The sequence below is a fragment of the Paraburkholderia franconis genome (assembly GCF_009362735.1).
GTDB lineage: Bacteria > Pseudomonadota > Gammaproteobacteria > Burkholderiales > Burkholderiaceae > Paraburkholderia > Paraburkholderia franconis.
Map to the genome: position 1 here is coordinate 73,163 of NZ_WHNP01000023.1, position 23,639 is coordinate 96,801.

21 protein-coding genes are annotated in these 23,639 nt (G+C 65.8%); 12 read left to right on the forward strand and 9 right to left on the reverse strand.

The genetic code is table 11. The features are described from left to right. The first annotated feature begins 80 nt into the window (after window positions 1-80). From GCT13_RS23740 to GCT13_RS23760, 5 genes are all read left to right on the forward strand, one after another. Window positions 81-1,352, forward strand: a complete 1,272-nt coding sequence (locus GCT13_RS23740) for a fimbrial protein (protein WP_152762209.1) — start codon at window positions 81-83, stop codon at window positions 1,350-1,352. A gap of 3 nt (window positions 1,353-1,355) precedes the next feature. Continuing rightward, window positions 1,356-2,747, forward strand: coding sequence for a CpaF family protein (locus tag GCT13_RS23745; RefSeq protein ID WP_152762211.1), 1,392 nt, complete (start codon window positions 1,356-1,358; stop codon window positions 2,745-2,747). Continuing rightward, window positions 2,740-3,786, forward strand: a complete 1,047-nt coding sequence (locus GCT13_RS23750; protein WP_152762213.1) for a type II secretion system F family protein — start codon at window positions 2,740-2,742, stop codon at window positions 3,784-3,786. Before GCT13_RS23745 ends, GCT13_RS23750 begins: the two co-directional genes overlap by 8 nt. A gap of 80 nt (window positions 3,787-3,866) precedes the next feature. Continuing rightward, window positions 3,867-5,258, forward strand: coding sequence for a sigma 54-interacting transcriptional regulator (locus GCT13_RS23755; RefSeq protein ID WP_152762215.1), 1,392 nt, complete (start codon window positions 3,867-3,869; stop codon window positions 5,256-5,258). A gap of 47 nt (window positions 5,259-5,305) precedes the next feature. After that, window positions 5,306-6,028 (forward strand): DUF2968 domain-containing protein, encoded by a 723-nt coding sequence (locus GCT13_RS23760; protein WP_152762217.1) that lies wholly within the window; start codon window positions 5,306-5,308, stop codon window positions 6,026-6,028. 290 nt (window positions 6,029-6,318) lie between these two features. Here the strand turns inward: GCT13_RS23760 and GCT13_RS48520 are convergent, their stop codons facing one another. Next, complete coding sequence (locus tag GCT13_RS48520; protein ID WP_193727741.1) at window positions 6,319-6,489, reverse strand: hypothetical protein; 171 nt, start codon at window positions 6,487-6,489, stop codon at window positions 6,319-6,321. A gap of 307 nt (window positions 6,490-6,796) precedes the next feature. On the opposite strand from GCT13_RS48520, the gene GCT13_RS23765 reads away from it, so the two are divergent. Beyond that, complete coding sequence (locus tag GCT13_RS23765) at window positions 6,797-7,003, forward strand: hypothetical protein (protein WP_407670841.1); 207 nt, start codon at window positions 6,797-6,799, stop codon at window positions 7,001-7,003. 149 nt (window positions 7,004-7,152) lie between these two features. Here GCT13_RS23765 and hfq read toward each other — a convergent pair whose 3' ends face one another. Beyond that, a complete protein-coding gene (hfq, locus tag GCT13_RS23770; protein ID WP_152762221.1) occupies window positions 7,153-7,596 on the reverse strand; it encodes an RNA chaperone Hfq in 444 nt (147 codons plus the stop codon). Between the two features lie 436 nt (window positions 7,597-8,032). On the opposite strand from hfq, the gene GCT13_RS48525 reads away from it, so the two are divergent. The 6 genes from GCT13_RS48525 (at window position 8,033) to GCT13_RS23795 (ending at window position 12,524) form a co-directional block, all read left to right on the forward strand. Further along, window positions 8,033-8,185 (forward strand): hypothetical protein, encoded by a 153-nt coding sequence (locus GCT13_RS48525; RefSeq protein WP_193727742.1) that lies wholly within the window; start codon window positions 8,033-8,035, stop codon window positions 8,183-8,185. A gap of 30 nt (window positions 8,186-8,215) precedes the next feature. Then, on the forward strand, window positions 8,216-8,752 hold the full coding sequence (locus GCT13_RS23775; RefSeq protein WP_321574575.1) for a sigma-70 family RNA polymerase sigma factor: 537 nt from the start codon (window positions 8,216-8,218) through the stop codon (window positions 8,750-8,752). Further along, window positions 8,749-9,543: an anti-sigma factor family protein gene (locus GCT13_RS23780; RefSeq protein ID WP_152762223.1), complete on the forward strand. Its 795-nt coding sequence runs from the start codon at window positions 8,749-8,751 to the stop codon at window positions 9,541-9,543. Before GCT13_RS23775 ends, GCT13_RS23780 begins: the two co-directional genes overlap by 4 nt. Before the next feature lie 273 nt (window positions 9,544-9,816). Next, window positions 9,817-10,371 (forward strand): hypothetical protein, encoded by a 555-nt coding sequence (locus GCT13_RS50600; protein ID WP_152762225.1) that lies wholly within the window; start codon window positions 9,817-9,819, stop codon window positions 10,369-10,371. A 132-nt stretch (window positions 10,372-10,503) separates the two neighbouring features. Then, window positions 10,504-12,084: an FAD-binding oxidoreductase gene (locus tag GCT13_RS23790; protein WP_152762227.1), complete on the forward strand. Its 1,581-nt coding sequence runs from the start codon at window positions 10,504-10,506 to the stop codon at window positions 12,082-12,084. Between the two features lie 35 nt (window positions 12,085-12,119). Then, window positions 12,120-12,524 carry a hypothetical protein gene (locus tag GCT13_RS23795; RefSeq protein ID WP_152762229.1) on the forward strand — a complete coding sequence of 135 codons (405 nt, stop codon included), beginning with the start codon at window positions 12,120-12,122 and terminating at the stop codon, window positions 12,522-12,524. On the opposite strand, the gene GCT13_RS23800 is transcribed toward GCT13_RS23795, so the two are convergent. The 7 genes from GCT13_RS23800 to GCT13_RS23830 form a co-directional block, all read right to left on the reverse strand. Beyond that, on the reverse strand, window positions 12,525-13,466 hold the full coding sequence (locus GCT13_RS23800; protein ID WP_152762231.1) for a DUF1571 domain-containing protein: 942 nt from the start codon (window positions 13,464-13,466) through the stop codon (window positions 12,525-12,527). Between the two features lie 85 nt (window positions 13,467-13,551). Continuing rightward, window positions 13,552-15,390: an AMP-binding protein gene (locus GCT13_RS23805; RefSeq protein ID WP_152762233.1), complete on the reverse strand. Its 1,839-nt coding sequence runs from the start codon at window positions 15,388-15,390 to the stop codon at window positions 13,552-13,554. A gap of 96 nt (window positions 15,391-15,486) precedes the next feature. Next, on the reverse strand, window positions 15,487-16,797 hold the full coding sequence (locus GCT13_RS23810; protein WP_152762235.1) for an acetyl-CoA C-acetyltransferase: 1,311 nt from the start codon (window positions 16,795-16,797) through the stop codon (window positions 15,487-15,489). A gap of 261 nt (window positions 16,798-17,058) precedes the next feature. Then, window positions 17,059-17,976 carry a MaoC family dehydratase gene (locus GCT13_RS23815; protein ID WP_152762237.1) on the reverse strand — a complete coding sequence of 306 codons (918 nt, stop codon included), beginning with the start codon at window positions 17,974-17,976 and terminating at the stop codon, window positions 17,059-17,061. A 4-nt stretch (window positions 17,977-17,980) separates the two neighbouring features. Next, window positions 17,981-19,432, reverse strand: coding sequence for a 3-oxoacyl-ACP reductase (locus GCT13_RS23820; RefSeq protein ID WP_152762239.1), 1,452 nt, complete (start codon window positions 19,430-19,432; stop codon window positions 17,981-17,983). 183 nt (window positions 19,433-19,615) lie between these two features. Continuing rightward, a complete protein-coding gene (locus tag GCT13_RS23825; protein WP_152762241.1) occupies window positions 19,616-22,162 on the reverse strand; it encodes an acyl-CoA dehydrogenase in 2,547 nt (848 codons plus the stop codon). A 313-nt stretch (window positions 22,163-22,475) separates the two neighbouring features. Next, on the reverse strand, window positions 22,476-23,405 hold the full coding sequence (locus GCT13_RS23830) for a TetR/AcrR family transcriptional regulator (RefSeq protein ID WP_152762243.1): 930 nt from the start codon (window positions 23,403-23,405) through the stop codon (window positions 22,476-22,478). Between the last annotated feature and the right edge of the window lie 234 nt (window positions 23,406-23,639).

Here is a 23,639-nt window from a genome sequence, read left to right on the forward strand (position 1 = left end):
GGCGAGCAGCGGATGTGAAACGCGGCTGACCGAAATCGAACGACAGTCGCACGGGCAACCGCCAGCAAGGAAAGCACACCATGAACGCGAGAACCGCCGCTTTGGCTGAGCGCGCCGTCACCGATTCTTTCGTGTTCGCGACGCTCGCCGACGAGCACGCGCGCTGGCTCGCCGAATCGCTCGTCGCGGCAGGCGCCGTCGACCGTGTGAGGCTCGATCCGAAGGTGTTTGCGCAACGCATCGGCACGCTCAATCCGTCGCTCGTGTTCGTCGATTTTTCGGGCGGCCAGATTGCGGCGGCGAGCGTGGCGGCGAATGCGGCGCGCGCCGCGTATCCGGGCTTGCAGATCGTCGCGGTCGGTTCGATGAGCGAGCCCGAGAGTGCGCTCGCCGCGCTGCGCGCGGGCGTGCGCGATTTCATCGATCTGTGCGCGCCCGCCGCGGACGCGCTGCGCATCACGCGCCAGGTGCTCGACAACGTCGTCGAGCCCGTGAGCCGTCACGGCAAGCTGACGGCGCTGATCGGCGCGCGCGTCGGCATGGGCGTGAGCACGCTCGCCGCGAATCTTGCCGTGCTGCTGCAACGGCGCGATCCCGCGCAAGGTCGCGAAGCGCTGCTGCTCGATCTCGGCCTGCCCGCAGGCGACGGCACGCTGCTGCTCAACACACGCAGCGACTTCAGCTTCGTCGAAGCCGTGCGCAACGTGCGCCGCATCGATCAGACCTTCGTCCACACGGCGCTGTCGCATCACGCGAGCGGCCTCGCGCTGACGAGCCTGCCCGCCGATCTCGCCGAGATGCGCGAGGTCTCGCACGCGTCGTCGATGGGATTGCTGAACCGGCTGCGCGCGTTCTTCGATCAGCTGATCGTCGATCTCGGCGGCTTCACGAACGGCGAGTTCATCGCGAACGTCGTGCAGGCCGCCGACGAAGCGTGGCTCGTCTGCGATCAGGGCGTGCCGTCGGTGGTGTCGGCCGTCGGCGTGCTGGACGGATTGCGTGAGCACGGCATCGACGTGGAGACGCTGCGGCAGAAAGTGCGGCTCGTCGTCGGCAAGTACGAGCCGGAGCTGGGGCTCACGGCGGCGCAGATCGCACAGCGGCTCGAGCTCGAACTGATCGCGACGCTGCCTGAGCGGCGCGTCGCGCTCGGGCAGTCGATGAATCAGGGCAACCTGCTCGCCGAGACTGCACCGCGCGACGCATACGTACGCGCGCTCGATGCACTCGTGACGCGCCTCGCGGGCGCTCCATCGGCAACGGGCACGGGCGCACGCGCTGCGAACCCGCACGGCAAGGCCGCGCTCGATGCGTTGCGGCGCTTCATTCCAATTTCCAGCAAACGGTCATAGACGATGGCAAAAGAAATCGAATTTGCCGACGACGCACCCGCGTTCGCGCACAGCCAGCAGTTCCAGGACATCAAGAACGCGGCGCACGAACATCTGCTCACGCGCATCGAGGAACTCGGCGCCGAGTTCGGCCGCTGGTCGCGCAACGCGATCCATCAGTTCGTCGATCTGGAAATGGACAGCTTCGTGCGGCTGCGCCGGTTTCCCATCAACGAGAGCGAAGTGCGGCTGATCGCGCAGGCGCTGACCAAGGAGCTGGCGGGCTTCGGGCCGATCGAGGATCTGCTGAACGATCCCGCCGTCGAGGACATTCTCGTGAACGGTTACAACGACGTGTACGTGTCGCGTCACGGCATGCTCACGAAAATTCCCGTGCGCTTCGCGGACAACGCGCATCTGCTGCGCATCGTGCGGCGCATTCTCGCGCCCATCGGCAGACGGCTCGACGAATCGAATCCGATGGTCGATGCGCGTCTGCCCGACGGCGGCCGCGTGAACGTCGTGATCGAGCCGCTGTCGATCGACGGCCCCGTTGTGTCGATCCGCAAGTTCCGCAAGGACCCGCTGCGTCCCGACGATCTGCTCGCCAACGGCACGTACAACCAGGAGATCGGCGCGCTGCTCGAAGCGGCCGTGAAGGCGCGCTGCAATATTCTCGTGTCGGGCGGCACGAGCTCGGGCAAGACGTCGCTGCTCAATGCCCTCGCGTTTCATATCCCCGATGTCGAGCGCGTCGTGACGATCGAAGATACGGCCGAGCTGTCGCTCAACCATCCGCATGTGGTGCGGCTCGAAAGCCGTCCGGGCGGCTTCGACGGCAGCGGCCTCGTGACGATCCGCGACCTGTTGCGCAACACGCTGCGCATGCGCCCGGACCGCATCATCGTCGGCGAAGTGCGCGGCGGCGAAGTGCTCGAAATGCTGCAGGCGATGAACACGGGTCATGACGGCTCGATGGGCACCGTGCACGCGAGCTCGCCGCGCGAGTGTCTGTACCGGCTCGAAATGCTTGCGGGCTTCGCGGGTTTTCAGGGCACGGAATCGAGCCTGCGCCGGCAGATCGCGAATGCGATCGACTTCATCGTGCAGATCGGGCGGCTGTCGAATGGGCGGCGCCGCATCCTGTCCGTCACCGAGGTCACGGGGCTGTCGGACAACATCATCGCGACACAGGAGCTGTATGCCTACGAGCCGCTGACGACGCCCGAAGGCGAAGAGGCCGACAACTGGACGTCGCTCGGCATTCATCCGCATTCGCCGAAGCTCGCGCGGTTCAGGCAGGCGCTCGGCGGCGGGATGGGAGCTGGCTTCGGCGGGAGCTTCGGTGACGCCATGACGGGCGGATTCGGTGGAGGCTTCGGCGGCAGGGGCGGCGACGGAGGCTTCAATGTCTAGCGATAGCGCCGCGCTGTTCGTTGGCGCGCTGGCGCTGCTGTGCGTGGCGGGCGCGCTGCTCGTCGTGCGGCGCGGCGCGCAGCGCAAGGAGCGCGCGGGCACCGAGCGCTTCATCGACAGCCGCATGGCGCCGATGGCGACGGCTTCGGCATCGGCGGGCGTAGCGACGGCGGGCGCGCATCCGGTGGGAACGATGCGCGCGCAGTCGCTCACGACTCAGCAGGCCGCGCAACCGATGCGCGCGCAACCGCTCGCGCAAACGGCCAACGAATCGACCCGCTGGCGCAAGCTCAACGCACGCGTCGCGCTCGTGCTCGATCAATCGATGAATCGCGCGGGGATTTCGAATGCAAAGGTCGCTGCGCTTGCCTCGATGCTCGGCTCGCTCGCGCTGTCCGCCTTCGCGGGCAGCCGCGGCGGCGCGGGCGCGTTCTTCATGACGCTCGCGACGTGCATCGTGCTGCTCTATGTGCTGATGTCGCGCCGCATCCTGAAGCGGCGTCAGACGATCGTGCGTCAGCTGCCGTCGTTTCTCGACGGCATCGTGCGGCTGATCGTGCTCGGCAACAGCGTGCCCGCCGCGTTCCAGGCATCGCTGCAGACGACGGAAGCGCCGTTGCGCCAGTGTCTCGATCACGTGTCGCGGATGCTGCGCACCGGCGTCGAAATCGATCGCGCGCTGTATCACGTCGCGCGGGTCTATCGGACGAGCGAGCTGGAACTGGTGGGCGCGGTGCTGCGCCTGTCGGTGAAATACGGCGGACGCGCGGATGTGATGCTCGACCGCATGGCGTCGTTCATGCGCGATCTCGAACAGGCAGAGCGCGAACTCGTCGCGTTGTCGGCGGAGACGCGGCTGTCCGCGTGGGTGTTGACGCTGCTGCCGCTCGGCATCGGCGGGTTTCTGATCGCATCGAACCCGCACTACTTCGCGTGGATGTGGAACGATGCGACGGGCCGCAAGCTCGTCTGGCTCGCGTTCGCGCTGCAGATGTTCGGCGCGTTCCTGCTGTACCGCCTCGCGCGGCTGAAGGGCTGACGCGTCAACTGAACGGATCGACAGATCAACAGAAACGCCATGGCCATCCCATCAATCGAAGGTCAACGGATTCTTCGCCTATGAGAACCACTGCCAAGATCGAGGAACTGGACCTGTATGTCTGGGAAGGCAAGGCCGATATCGTCGATCGCGTCGCGCGCTGCATGGCGAGCTTCGACGTCGAAGTGATTCGCGCCGACGATATCGCGCTCTCGCCGGAGCGCACGTCGGTGCGGCCGTCGCTCGCGATCATCAGCGTGTCGGTGATCGATACGGCGGACTTCGCCGTGCGCGATCTGCAGGCGACGCACGCGATGCCCGTGATCTGGGTCGGCGCGGCGCCACGCGACCACGACCCGGCGATGTTCCCCGCCGAGTACTCGCACGTGTTGCCGCTCGACTTCACGTGCGCCGAACTGCGCGGCATGGTGTCGAAGCTCGTCGTGCAGTTGCGCGCGCATTCGGCGCAGACGCTCGAATCGGGCGCGCTCGTCGCGAACTCCGAATGCATGCAGGCGCTGCTGCACGAAGTCGAAACATTCGCCGACTGCGATACCAGCGTGCTCGTGCATGGCGAAACGGGCGTCGGCAAGGAGCGCATCGCGCAACTGCTGCACGAAAAACACTCGCGCTACGGACAGGGGCCGTTCGTCGCCGTGAACTGTGGCGCGATTCCCGACGGGCTCTTCGAATCGCTCTTTTTCGGACACTCGAAAGGCTCGTTCACGGGTGCCGTCGGCGCGCACAAGGGCTATTTCGAGCAGGCCGACGGCGGCACGCTCTTTCTCGACGAAATCGGCGATCTGCCGTTGTATCAGCAGGTCAAGCTGCTGCGCGTGCTCGAAGACAGCGCCGTCACGCGCATCGGCTCCGCGACGCCCGTGAAGCTCGAGTTCCGGCTCGTCGCGGCGACCAACAGGAACCTGCCGCAGCTCGTGAAGGACGGCACGTTCCGCGCGGACCTGTACTACCGGCTCGCGGTGATCGAGCTGAGGATTCCGTCGCTGGAAGAGCGGGGCGCCGTCGACAAGATCGCGATCTTCAAGGCGTTCATCGCGGCTGTCGTGGGCGCCGAGCGGCTGGCGACGTTGCCCGACCTTCCGTACTGGCTCGCGGACGCCGTCGCCGATACGTACTTCCCCGGCAACGTGCGCGAGCTGCGCAATCTCGCCGAACGGATCGGCGTGACCGTGCGGCAGATCGGCGCGTGGGACGCGGCGCGGCTGCACCGGCTGCTGGCGATTGCACGCAGCAGCCAGCCCGTGCCCGCCGAGAGCGCGGCGGAGGTGCTCGTCGACCGCAGCAAATGGGACATGGCCGAACGCAGCCGCGTGATCGCGGCACTCGATGCGAACAGCTGGCGTCGCCAGGACACGGCGCACTATCTCGGGATCAGCCGCAAGGTGCTGTGGGAGAAGATGCGCAAGTACCAGATTTTCGACGAGGAACCCGAAACGCGCGAAACTGAGTAATAATTAGCCTGTTTTGCAAAACTACAACACGATACGGGCAGAATTACATGGACCAGAAGTCGAAAGTTCGACACATCGCGCTGTCGGCATGCATGCTTTTCGGGGCTGTTCACGGGGCATACGCGCAGGCTTCAGGGGAAAACGGCGCAGTAGTTGCCGCCACCGCCCCCATCGCCGTCGCTGCGCAGACGGCGACGGCTGCGGCTTCCGCCACATCGGCGAGTCAAACGTTTGTACTCACGCCCGACGAGGCGAAGCAGTCGGCGACGGGCAATGTCGCGGAACTGCAACAGATGATCCACGGCAGCGACATCGCCGAATTGCGCACGACGTACAACGCCAGCTACGGGGCAAGCCTCCTGTTCAACGCGAAGGAAATGACGTACTACGTCGCGCTGTTCCAGCAGAAGAACTTCTGGCGCGTCATCAAGACGCAGGATGACGCACGCGCCGAGCAGATTTATCGCGACTTCGCGCGTCAGACGGCACAGCTGGCCGACGTCGAAATTCGCCGCACCAGACTCGAAGCGCAAAAGGCATATACGGATCGCCTCGTCGCGCTGTCGCAGGAACGCGCGAACCGTCTGCAAGCGGACCTGAATGTCGCGCACGAGCAGCAGACCATCGTCAACAGCATGCAGCAGCAGACCCGCGCGGACGCGGCCTCGCTGGCGCAGCAAAAGGCGCAGGCGCAGGAGCAGTTGCGCGCCGCCCAGCGCCAGGTACGCGATCTGCAGCGGCAACTCGAAAGCGGGTTGCCGGCGCACTGATTTGTGCGGCCTTCCTGCGAGCCGCGCGGGCCTTTTATGGCTTCGCGGCTCGCTCACAGATCATCCACGGCTCGTTCGCGGCTCGTTCGCGGCTCGTTCGCGGATGATTCGCGGATGATTCGCGGATGATTCGCGGATGATTCGCGGATCAGCGGCGCCGGAGATGATGCGCATGCTCGTGCGCGCGATCGTTCACGCGTCCGAGGCGGCTTCGCCTGGGTGCGCGGACCGCGAGCGCAGTTTTGCCGCGCGCGCTTCGGACTGCTCGCCCCTGTTTGACGATCACTCGCTCAACGCGACTTCTTCTGCTTGCGCTGATGGCTCCCTTCGTCGGCTTCTTCGGGATCGACGGCGATGGGATCGCTTGCGGGGAAGGTTTCTTCGAGCGCCTCGTCGAGGCGTTCTTCCATGGTGTGGGGTTCCTCGGCTGGCTTCGGTGCTTTGGGCTTCGTGTTCGACATGACGTGCTCCGTTATGACGTTCTACGGTATCGAGCAACCAGAATAGCTCAATCGCGCGAACGCGACCGCCTGGCCGAATGGCATAGGACGATGCGCATGCCCACTCGTCGCGCGCTTGTCATTCGACGTTCGGAAAAGCGTCGCGAAGTAGCAATAGGCAGAAAAGGCAGCCGATGCAGGCCGATGGAATTTCTCGCCTGACGATTCGTTCTTACCGCATCGGGACGGCGGCGCGCACAGCGAGCCGATCGCGGCGGACATGCGAGGGAGACCCATGCAAGCGGACGGATATCACTGTAGACAGCGCTTGACCGCGACGCACGTCGTCGAATCGGAACTGCAGCATCTGGAATGGGCGACGCGTCAGCCGATGATGCGCAGGCTCAACGCATGCTATTGGCGTCGCAGGGTGCTGGACGTGAAGGGCGGCTATGAGTTGACCGCGCAGCAGGGTATGCGGATCGAGAGGATGCTGAAGCAGCTGGCCGATCACGCCGGCTCGTCCGTCGCGTGAAATGCCGGCGCGCCGCGCGCGCCGGTTCGACGTGATATCGCGTGTTTGGCGACTCGTCCGGCCGCTTGTTGGACGCTTGTGCTTGTCCGGCGCTTACCGGGCGGCGCGTTGGGTGCCTTCTGAATGGCCTGTCAGGCGGCTTGAGCCGTTTATTCGGCGTTTCCGCCGTTGTTGTTGCCTTGATCGTTACCTGTGCCATACAGACGCCGGCGGCGGGTGACGACCACCGGGCCGTCCGACGACGACCGGTCCGACGGCGCTTGCGGCGCACCGCCATACGGCTCGCGCTGTTCACGCGGCTCGCGATGCTCGCGCGCGCCGTGCGGACCGCGCGCGGTGTGTTCGCCATGCGACGGCCGTCCACCTGCGCGCGGCGCGGGACGCGTGCCCGTGTCGAGCTGGATCGTCGAAATGGCGCGCTTGTAGATGCCTTGCAGCCCGACGGGCGTGCGCAGCATCACCAGATACTGATCGAACGACTCGATGCAGCCCGTCAGCCGGATACCGTTGACGAGGTAAATTTCGACGCGCTTGCGTTCTTTGCGCGCCGTGTTCATGAAGTCGTTTTGCGGATGCGATTCTGCGGGAGGCATGGACAATTGTGTATAGAAAATCGGTTGTTCGCCGGGGATTTTACCCGTTGTGGCCGCGGGCCGGCGTGACGGGCGCCAAACGCGAACTGACTGACGCCCACTATAACCACTTGTGAGCGCGGAAGCATCCTTTAAAAGCCATGTGTAACGTTGAGTTACGAAATCCTGGTCCGCAGTGAGCGCCATCCAACGTTCGCGCGTCGCTGCGCAGTGAACATGCGGCACGCAGGGCCTGCTCGTCGGGGCAGCACCCGAAGGCGGACAGGTAATAAATGGCCGATGCTCCGGAATAAAGCGCATGTCGTAAGCGTTTATCAGTCAGGCATCGCACACAAGGCTGCGGCGTCCGCTGCCAGCGTCGTGCGATTCCGCATGATTTGTCCATTTAACGCATGGCTGCGTCACGCGGTGGCGTGGTCCATACAGGAGGGTCTTCATGAAAGTGTCCAGACTGGTATCTGCCGTATTCATGATCGTTGCGCTAGGGTTTGCTTCGTTGTCGTTGAGCGCGTGTCAGTCCACCGGCGACATGAGTTCGTCGGGCGGCGCGAGCAGCAGCGGCACAAGCGGCAGCAGCGGCGGCTATTGATGCGCGCGCCCGCTTGACGGCTAGCGCCGGGTGAAGTTCGAAGCGGAGGTGATTTCGTGGCTCCCTCAGTTGCGCCGCTACGCGCGCGCACTGACGGGCGACCCAGCTTGGGCGGACGATCTGGTTCAGGATACGGCCGAGCGTGCGCTCGCGCGATGGAAGGGGTTCCGACCCGACAGCAATCTGCGCGCGTGGCTCCTCACGATTCTGCGTCATCTTTACATCGACCAGCTGCGCGTGCGCCGTGAGATCGCGGTGGACGACGAGAGCGCGCCGTGGCGCAATCTCGAAGCGCCGCACGGCGAAGTCGACGGACTGGTGTTGCGCGACGTGCAGCGCGCGCTTTATCGTCTTCCCGTCGAGCAGCGCGAGGTGATGCTGCTCGTGTGTGTGGAGGAGTTGAGCTATCAGGAGGCGTCGGCCGCGCTCGGCGTGCCGATCGGCACGGTGATGTCGCGGTTGTCCCGCGCGCGCGAGCATATGCGGGCGCTGTTGACGGAAGGGCCAGTACAACACAAGTCGCCGTCGCTGAAAGTGGTCAGAAACGGGGCGAGAAGCGAGCAATGAACAACGACGAACATTCGACCGGTTCCACTGACGTGCCGGACCTGCGCACGCTGTCGGCATTCGTCGACAACGAATTGCCGGAGAGCGAACGCGCTGCCGTGCGCGAGCATCTTGCGGAGGATTCGCAGGCAGCCGCGCAAGTTGCGTCGTGGCGCGCGCAAAAGGCCGCATTGCAGGCGCTGTGCGGCGTGAACGAGCGCGAGGAGCCACCGGTGATCGTGCTGCGTGCCCGCGTGCCGTGGTGGCGGCGCGCGGGCATCGCGGCGTGCTGGGTGATCGCGGGCGCGGGGCTGGCGCTCGCGCTGGGCCCGCTCGTCCCGCGTCTGACGGCCGGCAGCAACGGCGACGTCATGTCGTTCGCGAAGCGCGCGGATATCGCCTACGCCGTCTACACGCCGGAGCGCCGGCATCCCGTCGAAGTCGCCGCAAGCGAGGAAGAGCATCTGATCGCGTGGCTGTCGAAGCGGCTCAACCGTCATCTGTCCGTGCCTTCGTTGCAGGAATACGGCTATACGCTCGTCGGCGGGCGGCTGCTGCCGGGCGAGGCGGGGCCCGCCGCGCAATTCATGTACGAAAACCAGAGCGGCGCGCGGCTCACGCTCTACGTGACGGGCATTCCCAGGGACGAAACTGTGTTTCGTCTGTTCCGTGACGGCAATCGCCGCACGTTCTACTGGATCAGCGACCACATGGGCTACGCGCTGTCGGGCCCGATCGAGGAAGCCAAGCTGCGGTCGATTGCGATCGAAGTCTGCGGCGAACTCGGCGGGCGTCCGGAGGCGTGGCAGTAGCGTGCGCTCGCGCGGGGCTTTTCTTCGCTTCGCCTTTCCCTGGTCGAAACAAGCGAAACACGGGGTAACAAAACGGCCTACGCTGTAATCGGCGGTGCAGGAATAGCGCCGCACGCGTGTGCGTTTATGTCGTTATGCAGGCGCGTGTTCCGCCGGCTTCGACGGGCGCGAAAGAGTAGCTTGTCACCTGCCTGCGAGGCGAATCGATGGGGTCTTCACGGCGTCGGCGCGCAACGCGCGCCGCGACACCGCACCGTCGAAGCAGGATCAATCATGCGTACTTTGTCAGGAATCGGCGCGGCGCTGTGCGTGTGCGCCGGTTGCGCGGTGCTCGCCGCGCAACCCGTCGCCGCGCAGGAGCAGTTCGGCGACAACGCTAGCGACATCAACTCGGGCGACACCGTCTGTCAGCCCGTTGTGGGCCAGGCGGAAATCGACGGCACGATGCAGCAGATCAGCGGCATCGCATGCAGGCAGCCGGACGGCACGTGGCTGATCCAGCAGGGCAACGGCACGGACACGACCGCCGTCTATCCCGTTCCGGCCTATCCTTACTATGATCCGTGGTATTGGGGACCGCCTGTCGTGGTTGGCGGCGCGTCGTTTGTGTTCGTCGACCACTTCCACCATTTTCACCACATGCATCACGTGCATTGGGGGCGGCCGGGCGGCGGCTTCAACGGACATGGCGGCTTCAACGGGCACGGCGGCTTCAACGGACATGGTGGATTCCACGGCGGGGGCGGCATGCACGGCTGGAGCGGCGGATCGCACACGTGGGGCGGCATGGGCGGCATGCACGGAGGAGGCGGCGCGCACGGGCGCTGAACACGCCGTCGCGCGTGCCGCATGAGCGCCGTCCATCGAAGCCGCCACGAGCGTCCATCGAATGCCGCCACGAGCAATACGCGACTCGGAGTACAACTCGACGCAGCACATTCGACCCCACATGGAGGCGCCTTGACACGCACTCTGCCGCCGGACGTTTCCGCCGCGACATTCGATCGCGCGCTCGCCGCATTCGAAGCGATCGTCGGCGCGACGCAGGTCGCATCGTCGGCGGCGAGCCTCGCGCCTTATGCCGACCCTTTCGCGCCGGGCGCGCTCGCCGCGTCGTTCGTGCCGTCGGCGGCGCTGCTGCCCGCGAACGTCGACGAGATCCGCGCAATCCTGCGCGTCGCGAACGAATACCGCATTCCGCTATGGACGGTGTCGACGGGGCGCAACTTCGCGTATGGCGGCGCGGCGCCCCGGCTCGCGGGATCGGTGGTGCTCGACCTGCAACGGATGAACCGCATTCTCGCCGTCGACGAGCAGCTGGCGTATGCGCTCGTCGAGCCCGGCGTCAGTTACTTCGATCTGCACCACTACTTGCGCGAGCACCGCTACAGGCTGTGGGTCGATCCGCCCGCGGCGGGCTGGGGCAGCATCGTCGGCAATACGCTGGAGCGTGGCTTCGGCACGACCGCCTACGGCGATCACGCGGCGAGGCAATGCGGGATGGAGGTCGTGCTAGCGAATGGCGATGTCGTGCGCACCGGGATGGGCGGCATCGAGATCGGCACGTCGTGGCAGGCCTTCAAACACGGCTACGGACCGTCATTCGATCCGATGTTCATGCAGTCGAACTACGGCATCGTCACGAAGATGGGCGTCTGGCTGATGCCCGCGCCGAGCGCGTATCTGCTGGGCGAAATCCAGTTTCGGCGCGACGACGATCTGGAAGCCATTGTCGAGACGTTGAGGCCGCTGCGCCTCGACGGCACGATCGGCAATCATGCCGTCATCGAGGGCGCGTTGCGGCGCGCGGCGGGCCTCGGGCCGCGTTCGCAGTGGTATCGGGGCAAGGGCGTGATGCCGGAAAGCGCGATTGCGTCGATGACCGGCGCGCTGAAAATAGGCCGCTGGAACCTTCACTACGCGCTGTACGGCGAGCGCGACGTGATCGACGCGAAAGAGACGCTCGTGCGCCGCGCGTTCGGCCGCATTCAGGGTGCGCGGATGATGTCGAAGATCTACGACGGCAACGCGGAGCCCGAAGCGGGCGGCGATCGCAATCTGGCGGGCATTCCGGCGATGACGGCGTTCCGGATGCTCGACTGGTTGGGCGGTAGCGGCGCACATGTCGATTTTTCGCCCGTATGTCCGGCGACGGGGCGCGATGCGATGCGCCAGTACACGATGGCGAAGGCGCGCGCGAACGAATACGGCTTCGACTACTACGGCGGCTTCACGGCGGGCGAGCGGCATCTGCATCACATCGCGGCGGCGATCTTCGATCACAGCGACGCGCGGCAAAGCGAACAGGCGGCCGATCTGCTGCGCGCGTGGATGAGCGATGCACACGGTGCGGGCTATGGCGAGTACCGCTCGCATCTCGTCTACATGGATTTCGCGGCGGCGCGCTACAACTTCAACGATGGCGCGCTGCTGCGGCTGTCGGAGACGATCAAGGATGCGCTCGATCCCACGGGCATTCTGTCGCCTGGCAAGCAGGGCATCTGGCCGAAGGCGTTTCGCGACAGGCGCGGCTATACATGATGATCGCGCGTGCAGGAGAGGAAGGTAGAGTCGACATGGAACGTCGCACATTCATCGCGGCGGGCGCATGGCTATCGGCGACGGCGGTGTGGGGCGTGCCGTGGCTTCATGCCGATGGCCTGCTTGCCGATATCGCGCTGATCGATACGAGCTTGCCGGAATCCGCGGCCTTGTCGGCGCATGCGGCACGCGTGCGTCTGCCTGCTTTCGATATCAACGACGCGCCGGACGCTGATATTGCCGCGCTGTGGTACGAAACGCTTGCGCCGCGCGCGGCGCAGGCGGACGGGCGCCTCACGCTGATCGGCGTCACGCGCGCCGCCGATTTCTTCGTGCTCGCGCGCCTCGCGCTGCAACCGGGCGCTGCGCGCACGCAAGCACATGCCTCGATGCCTGCACAGAAGCAAAGCTCGGCCGTCGCCTTCGCGCTGACGACATGATCAGAACTTGTACTCCGGGTTCTTCGGATCGAACACCATGTCTTCGAAGATCTTCGGCGTGATCGTCACGAACACGATGCGCTCGAAGATCTGTCCATCGTTGCCATACGATTCGACCATTCTGAAATACGGATGCCGCAGATCGAGCCCGAGCACTTCCTTCTTCGCGTAGAACTCGGGCTGGCCCGTCGGTGTCTCGTACGTGAACGCGATGACGCGCACGCCTTCGAGCGTCTTCACTTCGATCTGCGCGGGATGCGTGATGCCGGCCTCGGCGAACTTTCTGCCTTCGTCGAGAAACTGCTGTGTGATGAATTCGGTGCCGAGATCGCGCACGCGGTGGTTCGACTGCGCGCGCGCCAGCGATCCGTCGATCGACGTCCACAGCGGCATGATGTTGAACAGGCCGCCGAGATGGCCGTACATCGCATCGCTGCGCCTGGACTCGTCGTAGATGATTTCCTGGCCCGAGTGCGGACCGCCCGGCAGCCACTTGCCATAGATGCGCAGCGGATCGCGCGTGAGTCGCACGAGCATGTGATCGGGCTTGCGCGGCCACACGCCGCGAATACGCTCCTGGCGCAGCATCGTGAACTCGTACGACGGATAGCCGTTCGGGCCTTCCTCGATATAGCGCGGCACGGTCAACGGGTCGAACGATTCGAACAGCGCGACGAGTTGCGCATCGTCCATCTGTTCGAGCGTGCCGCTCTGCGCGGCGCGGCGCAGCCATTTGACCTGCTGTTCGAGCGTGAGCTTCGCGACTTGCGCGGCGGCATCGTTTGCGATCGACGCGGTGCTCGGGGCGTTCGGCGCCAGTGCCGCCGCATTGTTCTGCGCGAAGGCCGCGCCCGCGATGCCCGCCATCAGCGCGCAGACGACATGGGCGGCGCGAAGCCGGGTCCAGCGCGAGCGTTTCTTCACAGACATCGGTTGATGCATGCATCGCTCCAAAAAGCGCGCACGGCTTCGTCGCCCCGGCTGCGCGCTCAGACGCGCAAGGGCATGCAAAGGCACGCATAGGCCGTCACGATGATTTCAGCTTCTCCCGCTCCTGATCGCGCAGCTCGCGCCGCAGGATCTTGCCCACATTCGTTTGCGGAAGCTCGTCGCGGAACTCGACGACCTTCGGCACCTTGTAGCCCGTCAGATTCTTGCGGCAGTGCGCGATCACCTGTTCCTCGGTGAGCGACGGATTGCGCCGCACGACGAACACCTTCACGCGCTCGCCCTGCGCGACATCGGGAATGCCGATCGCGGCCACTTCGCGCACGTCGGGATGCATCGCGATCACGTCCTCGATCTCGTTCGGATAGACGTTGAAACCCGACACGAGGATCATGTCCTTCTTGCGATCGATCAGCCGGATATAGCCGCGCGAATCCATCACGCCGATATCGCCCGTCGCCAGCCAGCCTTCGTCGTCGAGCACCTTCGCGGTCTCTTCGGGCCGGTTCCAGTAGCCCTTCATCACCTGCGGACCCTTCACGCACAGCTCGCCCGCCTCGCCGATATTCGCCCAGCTGCCGTCGTCCTTGCGAAAGCGCACTTGCGTCGACGGCGCGGGCAGGCCGATCGAGCCGTCGAATTCACGCATGTGCTTCAGATCCACCGGGTTCATCGATACGATCGGTGAGCATTCCGTGAGCCCATAGCCTTCGATGATCGGCCTGCCCGTCACCTCGCGAAAACGGTCGGCGACGGCTTTCTGCATCGCCATGCCGCCCGCCATCGCGAGCTTGAGCTTCGAGAAGTCGCGCTTGCGGAACTCCTCGTCGTCGAGGAACGCGTTGTAGAGCGTATTGACGGCCGTGATGCCCGTGAACGTCTCGTGACGCAGGATCTTCATCACGCGCTTCGTGTCGCGCGGATTCGCGATCAGGATGTTGCGCCCGCCGAGCCCCATGAAGATCATCGCGTTCACGGTCAGCGAATAGATGTGATAGAGCGGCAGCGGCGTGAGCACCGTTTCGATGTCGTCGGTGAGCTGGCTCTCGGCCCATACCTTCGCCTGCAGCAGATTCGCGACGACGTTGCGGTGCGTGAGCATCGCGCCCTTCGCGACGCCTGTCGTGCCGCCCGTGTATTGCAGGAACGCGAGGTCAGCGGGGGTTATCTGCATGGGCGTGAGCGCCCGGCCGTAGCCGATTGCGAGCGCATCGAGCAGTTGGACGGCTTGCGGCAGGTCGTACGCGGGCACGAGCTTCTTCACGTGCCTGAGCATGAAGTTGATCAGCTTGCCCTTCAGGTTCAGGCCGTTCTTCAGCAGATCGCCCAGGCCGGTGACGATCACGTGCTGCACGCGCGTGCCCGCGAGCGAATCCTGGACGGTCTTCGCGAAGTTCTCGAACACGACGATCGTCTGCGCGCCGCTGTCCTTCAATTGATGCGACAGCTCGCGCACCGTGTACAGCGGATTCACGTTGACGACGATCGCGCCCGCCTTCAGCACGCCGAAGAGCGCGATCGGATATTGGAACGTGTTCGGCAGCATGATCGCGACGCGCTCGCCAGGCTTCACGCCGATGCTCTGCAAGTACGAAGCGAATGCCGTCGCCTTGCGCGCGAGCTCCGCATACGTGAGGCTCTCGCCGACGCTCACATAGGCGACGCGCTCGCGAAAGCGCGTCGTGCAATCGTCGAAGAACTCGACGAGTGACGCATACTGCGACGCGTCGATTTCATGCGGCACCTCGGGCGAGTATGACGCGAACCAGATGCCGTCCGTGTTCGGCGCGGCATGGGCGGAGGAGGGCGCGGCAGGTGGCTGTGATGGCGATGGCGACTGCGACTGGGATTGCGACTGCGACCCGGACTGCGTTTGCGTCTGCGTCTGCGCGGAATGCGAAGCGGTGGGCTCGGTCATCGTGGCGTCTCCTGGGTCTCTCGGCGTCGTTGTTTGTTGGGTGGACATGAACCGTTCGGGTTGCCAAAGGCAGTCGGTCAAATCGGGAGCGCGATTCTACCGCTCCAGGATCGCGACGACGCCCTGGCCGCCCGCCGCGCAGATCGATATCAGACCGCGCGCGGTGCCCGCCGGCTTGTCGAGCCGCGCGAGCATCTTCGCGAGTCCCGCGACGATGCGCCCGCCCGTTGCGGCGAACGGGTGGCCCGTCGCGATCGATCCGCCGTTCACGTTCATTTTCTCGCGATCGATCGTGCCGAGCGCGCCCTCGAGTCCCAGTTGTGTGCGGCAGTACTCATCGTCCTGCCAGGCCGCGAGCGTGCACAGCACCTGCGCGGCGAACGCTTCGTGAATTTCGTAGAAATCGAAGTCCTGCAACGTCAGGCCCGCGCGCTTCAGCATGCGCGGCACCGCGTACGCAGGCGCCATCAGCAAGCCCTCCTTTTTGTCGAAGAAATCGACGGCGGCCGTCTCCGACCATGTCAGGTACGCAAGCACGGGCAGGCCACGCGCGGCCGCCCATTCTTCGCTCGCGAGCAGCACGGCCGATGCGCCGTCCGTCAGCGGCGTCGAGTTGCCCGCCGTCATCGTGCCCGCGTCGCGGTCGAACACGGGCTTGAGCGACGCCAGCTTTTCGAGCGTCAGATCGCTGCGCAGATTGTTGTCGCGCGCGAGTCCGCGATACGGCGTCATCAGGTCGTTCAGGAAGCCCCGCGCGTAGGCCTCGGTCAGCTTGCGATGGCTATCGTAGGCGAGCACGTCCTGTGCCTCGCGCGAAATGCTCCAGCGCTTGGCCATCCGTTCGCAATGCTCGCCCATCGACAGCCCCGTGCGCGGCTCGCTGTTGCGTGGCAGCAGTGGCTTGAAGAACATGCCGGGCCGCAGCTTCGTCAGCGCACCGACGCGTTGCGCCGCCGACCTGCCGCGATTCGCTTCGAGCAGGATCTTGCGCATCCGTTCGTTCACGCCGATGGGCGCATCGGAGGTCGTATCGACGCCGCCCGCAATGCCCGCGTCGATCTGCCCGAGCGCGATCTTGTTGGCGACGAGAATCGCCGCTTCCAGCCCCGTGCCGCACGCCTGCTGCACATCGTACGCGGGCGTTTCCTTCGCGAGCGTGGTCGACAGCACGGCTTCGCGCGTCAGGTTGAAGTCGCGTGAATGCTTGATGACGGCGCCCGCCGCGACTTCGCCGAGGCGCTCGCCGTGCAGGTTGTAGCGGTCGATCAGACCTTGCAACGTGAAAGTCAGCATGTCCTGGTTCGAGGCCGTCGCATACGCGGTGTTCGAGCGCGCGAACGGGATGCGGTTGCCACCCAGTATCGCGACGCGGCGCGCGGCGGGAAGCGGTCGTGACGGGTGAGGCATCGGGAAGCTCCGTGGTCGTGTCCGTCTGTGCGACGGATCAGGTCGGCATGAAACACCCGGCACCTGTTTCAGAACGAATCAGGCCGGGCGATGATTCCATCGTGATGGCGGATTGCGTGCGTGATCGGTTGCGTGAACGGCTGCGTAAGCAGATTGCGTGAACGGCTGCGTGATCGGTTGCGTAATCGCGTTGCGTGATCGCGTTGCGTAATCGGGCTGTGGGCGCGGGTCCCGCCGGGTCTGCGCCGCACGCCAGCCGCCTCATTGCAGATTCCACTGGAACCGGCCCCGCAGATGCGGCTTGCCGCTCTGCGGATCGCGCACTTCGAACTCGCGCATGGTCGGCGAGGGCGATGCCGTCCACAGCGACGCTTCACCGGGCAGCAGCATCGGCGCCCTGAATTCGCCCGCGAGCGTCGCGTCGGCGAGCCGCTTTGGCGGCTGCAGCGCGGCGGCCGTGCGCGCGAGCGTCCACATGCCGTGCGCGATCGCGCGCGGAAAGCCGAACGCTTTCGCGGACAGCATCGACAGGTGGATCGGGTTGTAATCGCCCGATGCGCGCGCGTAGTCGCGGCCCAGTTGCGCGGGCAACTGCCAGCGCGAGCTGCGCGAGAGCGCGCTGCCATCGCTTTCGAGCGGGCTCAGCGGATCGCCGTTCGCCGCGACGCCACGCTTCAGGTACACGCTGTCGCCGTCCCACACGGCTTCGCCGCGCCGGTAGATGCGCGTCTGCATCACGAACGCCTGGCCTTTGTCGTGGCGCAGTCGCGCGCCGAATTCGACTTCGACGCGCAGCGTGTCGTCGAACGCAAGCGGGCGGCGCATCCGCACGCTGTTCGCCAGGTGAACGATGCCGAGCGCGGGCCACGGAAACGCCGGGTCCGTCAGCAACAGCAGATGCAGCGGAAACGCGAGCAGATGCGGATACGTGAACGGAATGCCCTGCTCGGGAAAGAAGCCGCAGACGCGCGCGTAGCGTTCGATCGCGACGGAATCGAGCGTGACGGCAGGACGCACGAGCCGCAGCGCGGGCAGCTCCGTCGGCCGGTTGCGCTGGAAGCGCTTGGCCACGCCCGACAGCGCGCGCGCATACAGCTTCGCGGGCTTCGGCAGTTCGGGCAGGACGACCGTTTTCGGGCGCGGCGCGCCGAACATCGGGCTGGAGTCGAAGAGAGCCATGCCGTCACGCTCCTATCAGGCTTTGCCCGCACACGCGCACGATCTGGCCCGTGATGCCCGCCGAGCCCGGATGCGCGAGCCATGCGATCGTCTGCGCGACATCGACGGGCTGGCCGCCCTGGCTCATCGAGTTCATCCGGCGGCCGGCTTCGCGGATCGCGAGCGGCATCTTCGCCGTCATCTGCGTTTCGATGAAGCCGGGCGCGACGGCATTGATCGTGATGCGCCGTTTCGCCAGATGCGGCGCCATGCTCTGCACGCGTCCGATCACGCCCGCCTTCGACGCCGCGTAATTCGTCTGCCCGACGTTGCCCGCGATGCCGCCGATCGACGACACGCAGACGATGCGTCCGCCGTCGCGCAGCGTGCCCGCTTCGAGCAGCGCGTCGTCGATGCGCTCCTGCGCGGACAGATTGATGTCGATCACGTTGCGCCACGCCGGCTCGCTCATCTTCGCGATGGTCTTGTCCTTCGTGATGCCTGCGTTGTGCACGAACACATCGACGCCGAGCTCGTCCAGCGCCGCTGCGATCCGCGCGGGCGTTTCGGGCGCGGCGATGTCGAACGGCAGCGCCGTGCCGGAGATCTGGCGCATCGTGGCGTCGAGCGCGTCGGTGGCGGCGGGCACGTCGATGCCCGTCACGTGCGCGCCTTGCGCGGCGAGCACGTGCGCGATCGCCGCGCCGATGCCGCGCGCCGCGCCCGTCACGACGGCCCGCTGGCCCGCGAGCGGCCGGCTCCAGTCGAAATCGTCGCCGAGCGCGGAAGGCGCCGTGCCGATCCGCACGACCTGGCCCGACACATACGCCGAGCGCGGCGACAGGAAAAAGCGCAAGGTCGATTCGATGCCGCTCTGGATGCCGCTGTCGTTGCTGCTTTCAGCGCTGCTTTTGGCGCCATCCGCCACATAGACCAGATTCGACGTGATGCCGCGCCGCGCTTCCTTGCCGAGTGAGCGCGTCACGCCTTCGAGCGCGCGTTGCGCGGTCCATTGGCGCGGGCTCGCGCAGGCATCGGGCGGGCGGCCCAGCACGACGATCCGTCCGCACTTGTCGAGCGAGCGCAGCGCGTCGTGAAAGAACGCGTACAGGGTGTCGAGCTGCGCGCTGTCCGCGATGCCGCTCGCGTCGAACACGAGCGCCCGCACGCGCGCCTGTGAGCCCGCTGTGGGATCGGCGGGCTCGAAGCGGCCGGTCATCAGGCCGTGGCGGTTCGCGAGCGGGACCCACGCGCTCGCGCCCGCGTGCGCGACGCTCGTCATGCCGATACGCGCGATCACGCCGGCGAGCGCGTCGAGCAGTTGCGGCGACGGCCCCGCGCCGACGGCGACGATGCCGTCGAATTCGGGCGCATCGGCGCGATAGCGGCGCAGCACTTCGGGCTTCGGCAAACGGAGCGAGCGCGCGACCCGCGCGCCCAGCGGCGAATTGACGAAGTTCAGGTAGGAATCGTTCATCGCGTTGTTGGCTCCTGGCCTGACGGATGGCGTCAGTGTGCACGGTGCGCGTGACTTGCCGCAAGCGCGGCCGAATTGCGCATTCGTCGCGCGTTCGTCGCATGGCCATCGCACGACCATCGCGCGGCCATCGCAGACCATCGCACGGCCATCAGGAGGCCATCGACATGTCATCAAGAGACATCAGGCGGCCAGCTGCGTCGCCTTGTCGAGTGCGTCCTTGCGCCGCTGCAGATCGGCGAGCATGCCGAAGTCCGCGGGGAAATCGTCGACCTTCACGACCTCGGCGGCAAAGCGCGCGTAGTTGTCGAGCACCTTGCGCTCGTCTTCGTCGATGAAACCGCGCTGCTGCGCCGCTTCGTTCCAGTCCGCGAGATCGGCGAGGCTTTGCGGCAGCGGATCGATGCGGCCATGCCGGATCGCTTCGCGCAGGCGCTGCTCGATCTGCGCGACACGCGGCGCAAGCTCGCAAGCGAGTTCGCCATAACCGAGCGCGTCGACCTCGACATGCGGCACGTACGAGTCCGCGAGCAGCCGGTCGCGCGCGGCGCCGGGTGTCTGCATCAGCTCTGCGACGGCGCTGCCGAGCGCATCGGATGGCGCGCGATGCGGCAAGCCGAACGGGAACGCGAGCGCGCGCACGACGCCGGCGGCGAGTCGGTTCGGATAATTGCGCAACACGCCGTCGAGAGCCGTTTGCGCGCGATGCAGCGCGTCTTCGACGCCCCATTGCACGAGCGGCAGATCGCTCGCCTCGCGGCCTTCGTCTTCGAAACGCTTGAGCGTCGCGGAGATCAGATAGAGCTGCGACAGCACGTCGCCGAGCCGCGCCGAGATGCGCTCGCGCCGCTTCAGGTCGCCGCCGAGCACGAACATCGACACATCCGCGAGCAGCGCGAACGTCGTCGACAGGCGTGTCGCCGCGCGATAGTAGCCCGCGAGCGGTGGATGCGCGCGCTGCGGCTTCGCGATCAGCGCGCCGCCCGTCACGCTATCGACGAAACAGCGCACGATGTTCGAGAGCGTAAAGCCGATGTGTCCGAAGAGCGCTTCGTCGAAATCGCGCAGCGCCTTCGCGTGGTCCGCTTCATGGCCCGCTTCACGACCCGCTTCATTGCCCGCTTCATGACCCGCCTCGCGCGCCGCGGCCATTTCCTTGAGCACGTACGGGTGACAGCGAATCGCGCCCTGGCCGAAGATGATCAGGCAGCGCGTGAGGATGTTCGCGCCTTCGACGGTGATCGAGATGGGCACCTGCTGATACGCGCGCGCGAGGAAATTCGACGGGCCCATGCAGATGCCCTTGCCGCCGAGGACGTCCATGCCGTCGTCGATCACTTCGCGGTTGCGCTCGGTGATGTGGTACTTCGAGATCGCCGAGATCACCGACGGCTTCTCGCCGAGATCGACGGCCTGCGCGGACAGGCGGCGCGTGGCGTCCATCACGTACAGATTGCCGCCCATGCGCCCGAGCGCTTCCTGCACGCCTTCGAACCTGCCGACCGGCGTGCGGAACTGCCGCCGCACGGCCGCGTAAGCGCCGACCCCGCGCACCGCGACTTTCGACATGCCCACGTTCGACGACGGCAGCGAGATTGCGCGGCCCGCCGCGAGGCATTCCATCAACATGCGCCAGCCGTTGCCGACCTCAGCGCGTCCGCCGATCACCCAGTCGAGCGGGATGAACACGTCGTTGCCCCAGTTCGGGCCGTTCTGGAACACGGCGTTCAACGGCCAGTGGCGGCGCCCGATGTTCACGCCCGGATGGCTCGTCGGAATCAGCGCGCACGTGATGCCGGGTTCGTCTTCGCCGCCGAGCAGACGGTCGGGATCGAGCGCGCGAAACGCGAGGCCGAGCACCGTCGCGATGGGTCCGAGCGTGATGTAGCGCTTGCTCCACGTCACGCGAAAGCCGAGCGTCTCGCGTCCTTCGAACGTGCCGTTGCAGACGATGCCGACGTCGGGAATCGCCGCCGCGTCGGAGCCCGCGTAAGGGCTCGTCAGCGCGAAGCAGGGGATTTCGTCGCCGCGCGCGAGACGCGGCAGATAGTGGTTCTTCTGCGCATCGGTGCCGTATTGCAGCAGCAGTTCGGCGGGGCCGAGCGAGTTCGGCACCATCACCGACACGGCGGCCGCCGAGCAGCGCGAGGCGAGTTTCATGATGACCTGCGAATGCGCGTACGCGGAGTAGCCTTTGCCGCCGTATTGCGCCGGAATGATCATCCCGAGGAAGCCCTTGTCCTTGATGAACTGCCACGCCTGCGGCGACAGGTCCTGCCAGACGGCCGTCGTTTGCCAGTCGTTCGCGAGATCGCACAGCTGCTCGCACTCGTTGTCGAGAAACGCTTGCTCTTGCGCGGTGAGCTTTGCCGGACCGTAACCGAGCAGCGTGTCCCAGTGAGGGCGTCCTGAGAAGAGCGCCGCGTCCCACCAGACGGTGCCCGCTTCGATCGCGTCGCGCTCGGTCCGCGACATGTCCGGCAGGATCTTGCGGAAGACGCCGAGCACGCGCCGGCTCACCCACGCGCGGCGCAGCGGCCTGATCGTCAGCAGCAGCGCGGGAACGATCAACACGATCGCGAGGACGGTGGTCGTCAGTGTGCCTGCTGCGCTCGTCAGACGCGCGGCCGCGACCCACACGATCAGAAACGCGAGCCACCACGACGCGCGCGCCCGCACGTAGACGAGCGCCCCGGCAGCGACGATCAGCGCAACGATGAACCACGACATGACGACCCCTCCTGTTCAACGACACGAACCTGGCCGCGAGCGCGTCCCGCGATGCGCGGGAGGCTCGCGTGTTCTTCGAGTTGTTCTCGAGTTGTTCGATCCGCGGCGAGTGTGCCCGCCGTTATCTGCGGTTATCCGTTGCAGCCGGCGTGCCCGCGCGATTGCTTGCATGGTCGCGCGCGGCGTGCAGCTGCTTCGTCGGCCTTTTGTTTGGCCTTGGGGTCGGCCTTGGATTTGGCCATCCTTTCAGCCCGTGCAGCGCCGCGCGATAAAACCGCGCGCCACTCATGCACGCAAGCGATGATTCGCCGCGTCAACCGTGCGCGGCGAAGCGTGAGCCGGCATTGCATGCGTCCGCTTGCTCGCCGCTGCGCGCCGGCTCGACGTATGGTTGCGCGTCAGGCCTGGGTTCGGCGCGCATCGGCGGTTGCTGCGGCGTGCCGGGCGTCGGCAGCTGCGCCTGAACGGCGGCCGACGACGCGCTTTGCGCCGCGACATCCGCTTGCGCTTCGCGGACGGCATCGCAAGCGATGTCGGCGCTGCCCGCGTCGCCGAGGACGGATGCGAACGTTGCGAGCTGGCTCGCATCGGGCAACGGCGCTTTCAGCGCGGATACGATCAGCGATGCGAGCCGCGCGATCAGTTGCAGATCGTTCATCGACTTGCCTTGCGAGAACTCGGTGATGAGGTTGTCGGTATCCGCGCCCGCGAGCACGCCCGACAGCGCGCCGATCGCGAAGTGCAGACGCCAGCCGAGCTCCTCGCGCGGCAGATGCGGCAGCGCGCGCTGGAACGCATCGAAGAAGCGCTCGGATACCGACGCGTAATGCGCGCCCAGAAATTCGCGGATGAACGAAGAGGGATCGGTGTACGCGCGGCCGAGCAGCCGCAGGAACGCCTTGCCGCCGATCCGCGTATCGCGCGACACGCGCAGCGCCGGAATGAACATCGCGCCGAGCACGTGCTCACAGGTGAGGCGCGGGCCGAGCAGTGCGTCGAAGCGGTCGAGCAGCTTCAGGCGTTCCTGATTCAGCAGATCGAGACGCCGCGACAGCATCGCGTGCATCAGTGCTTCCTTGCTGCCGAAGTGATAGTTGACGGCGGCCAGATTGACCTCGGCCTTCGATGTGATCTGCCGCAACGACATCGCTTCGTAGCCGCATTCGATGAAGAGCGTTTCGGCTGCGTCGAGGATGCGCGATTTCGTGTCGCCGGTGGGCCGGCTCGTCGTGCGAGTTGCCATGTTGCATCTCCCTGTGTCGGCTTTTTTGCCGGCCGCAAACAATCGATTAAATTTTGATTTTGAAACGTACGTTTTTTTCAGGATAAAAATGGAGCTCGTGATCGGGCAAGAGATGAGTGTCGATGGACTCCTCTAAAAAGCGTCCGATCGCGCATCTCCTCGCAGATAACGCGGACAAAAAAGGCCGCTCCGATTCGAATCGGAGCGGCCTCGTGGTTGCTGCGTTGGCTGGGG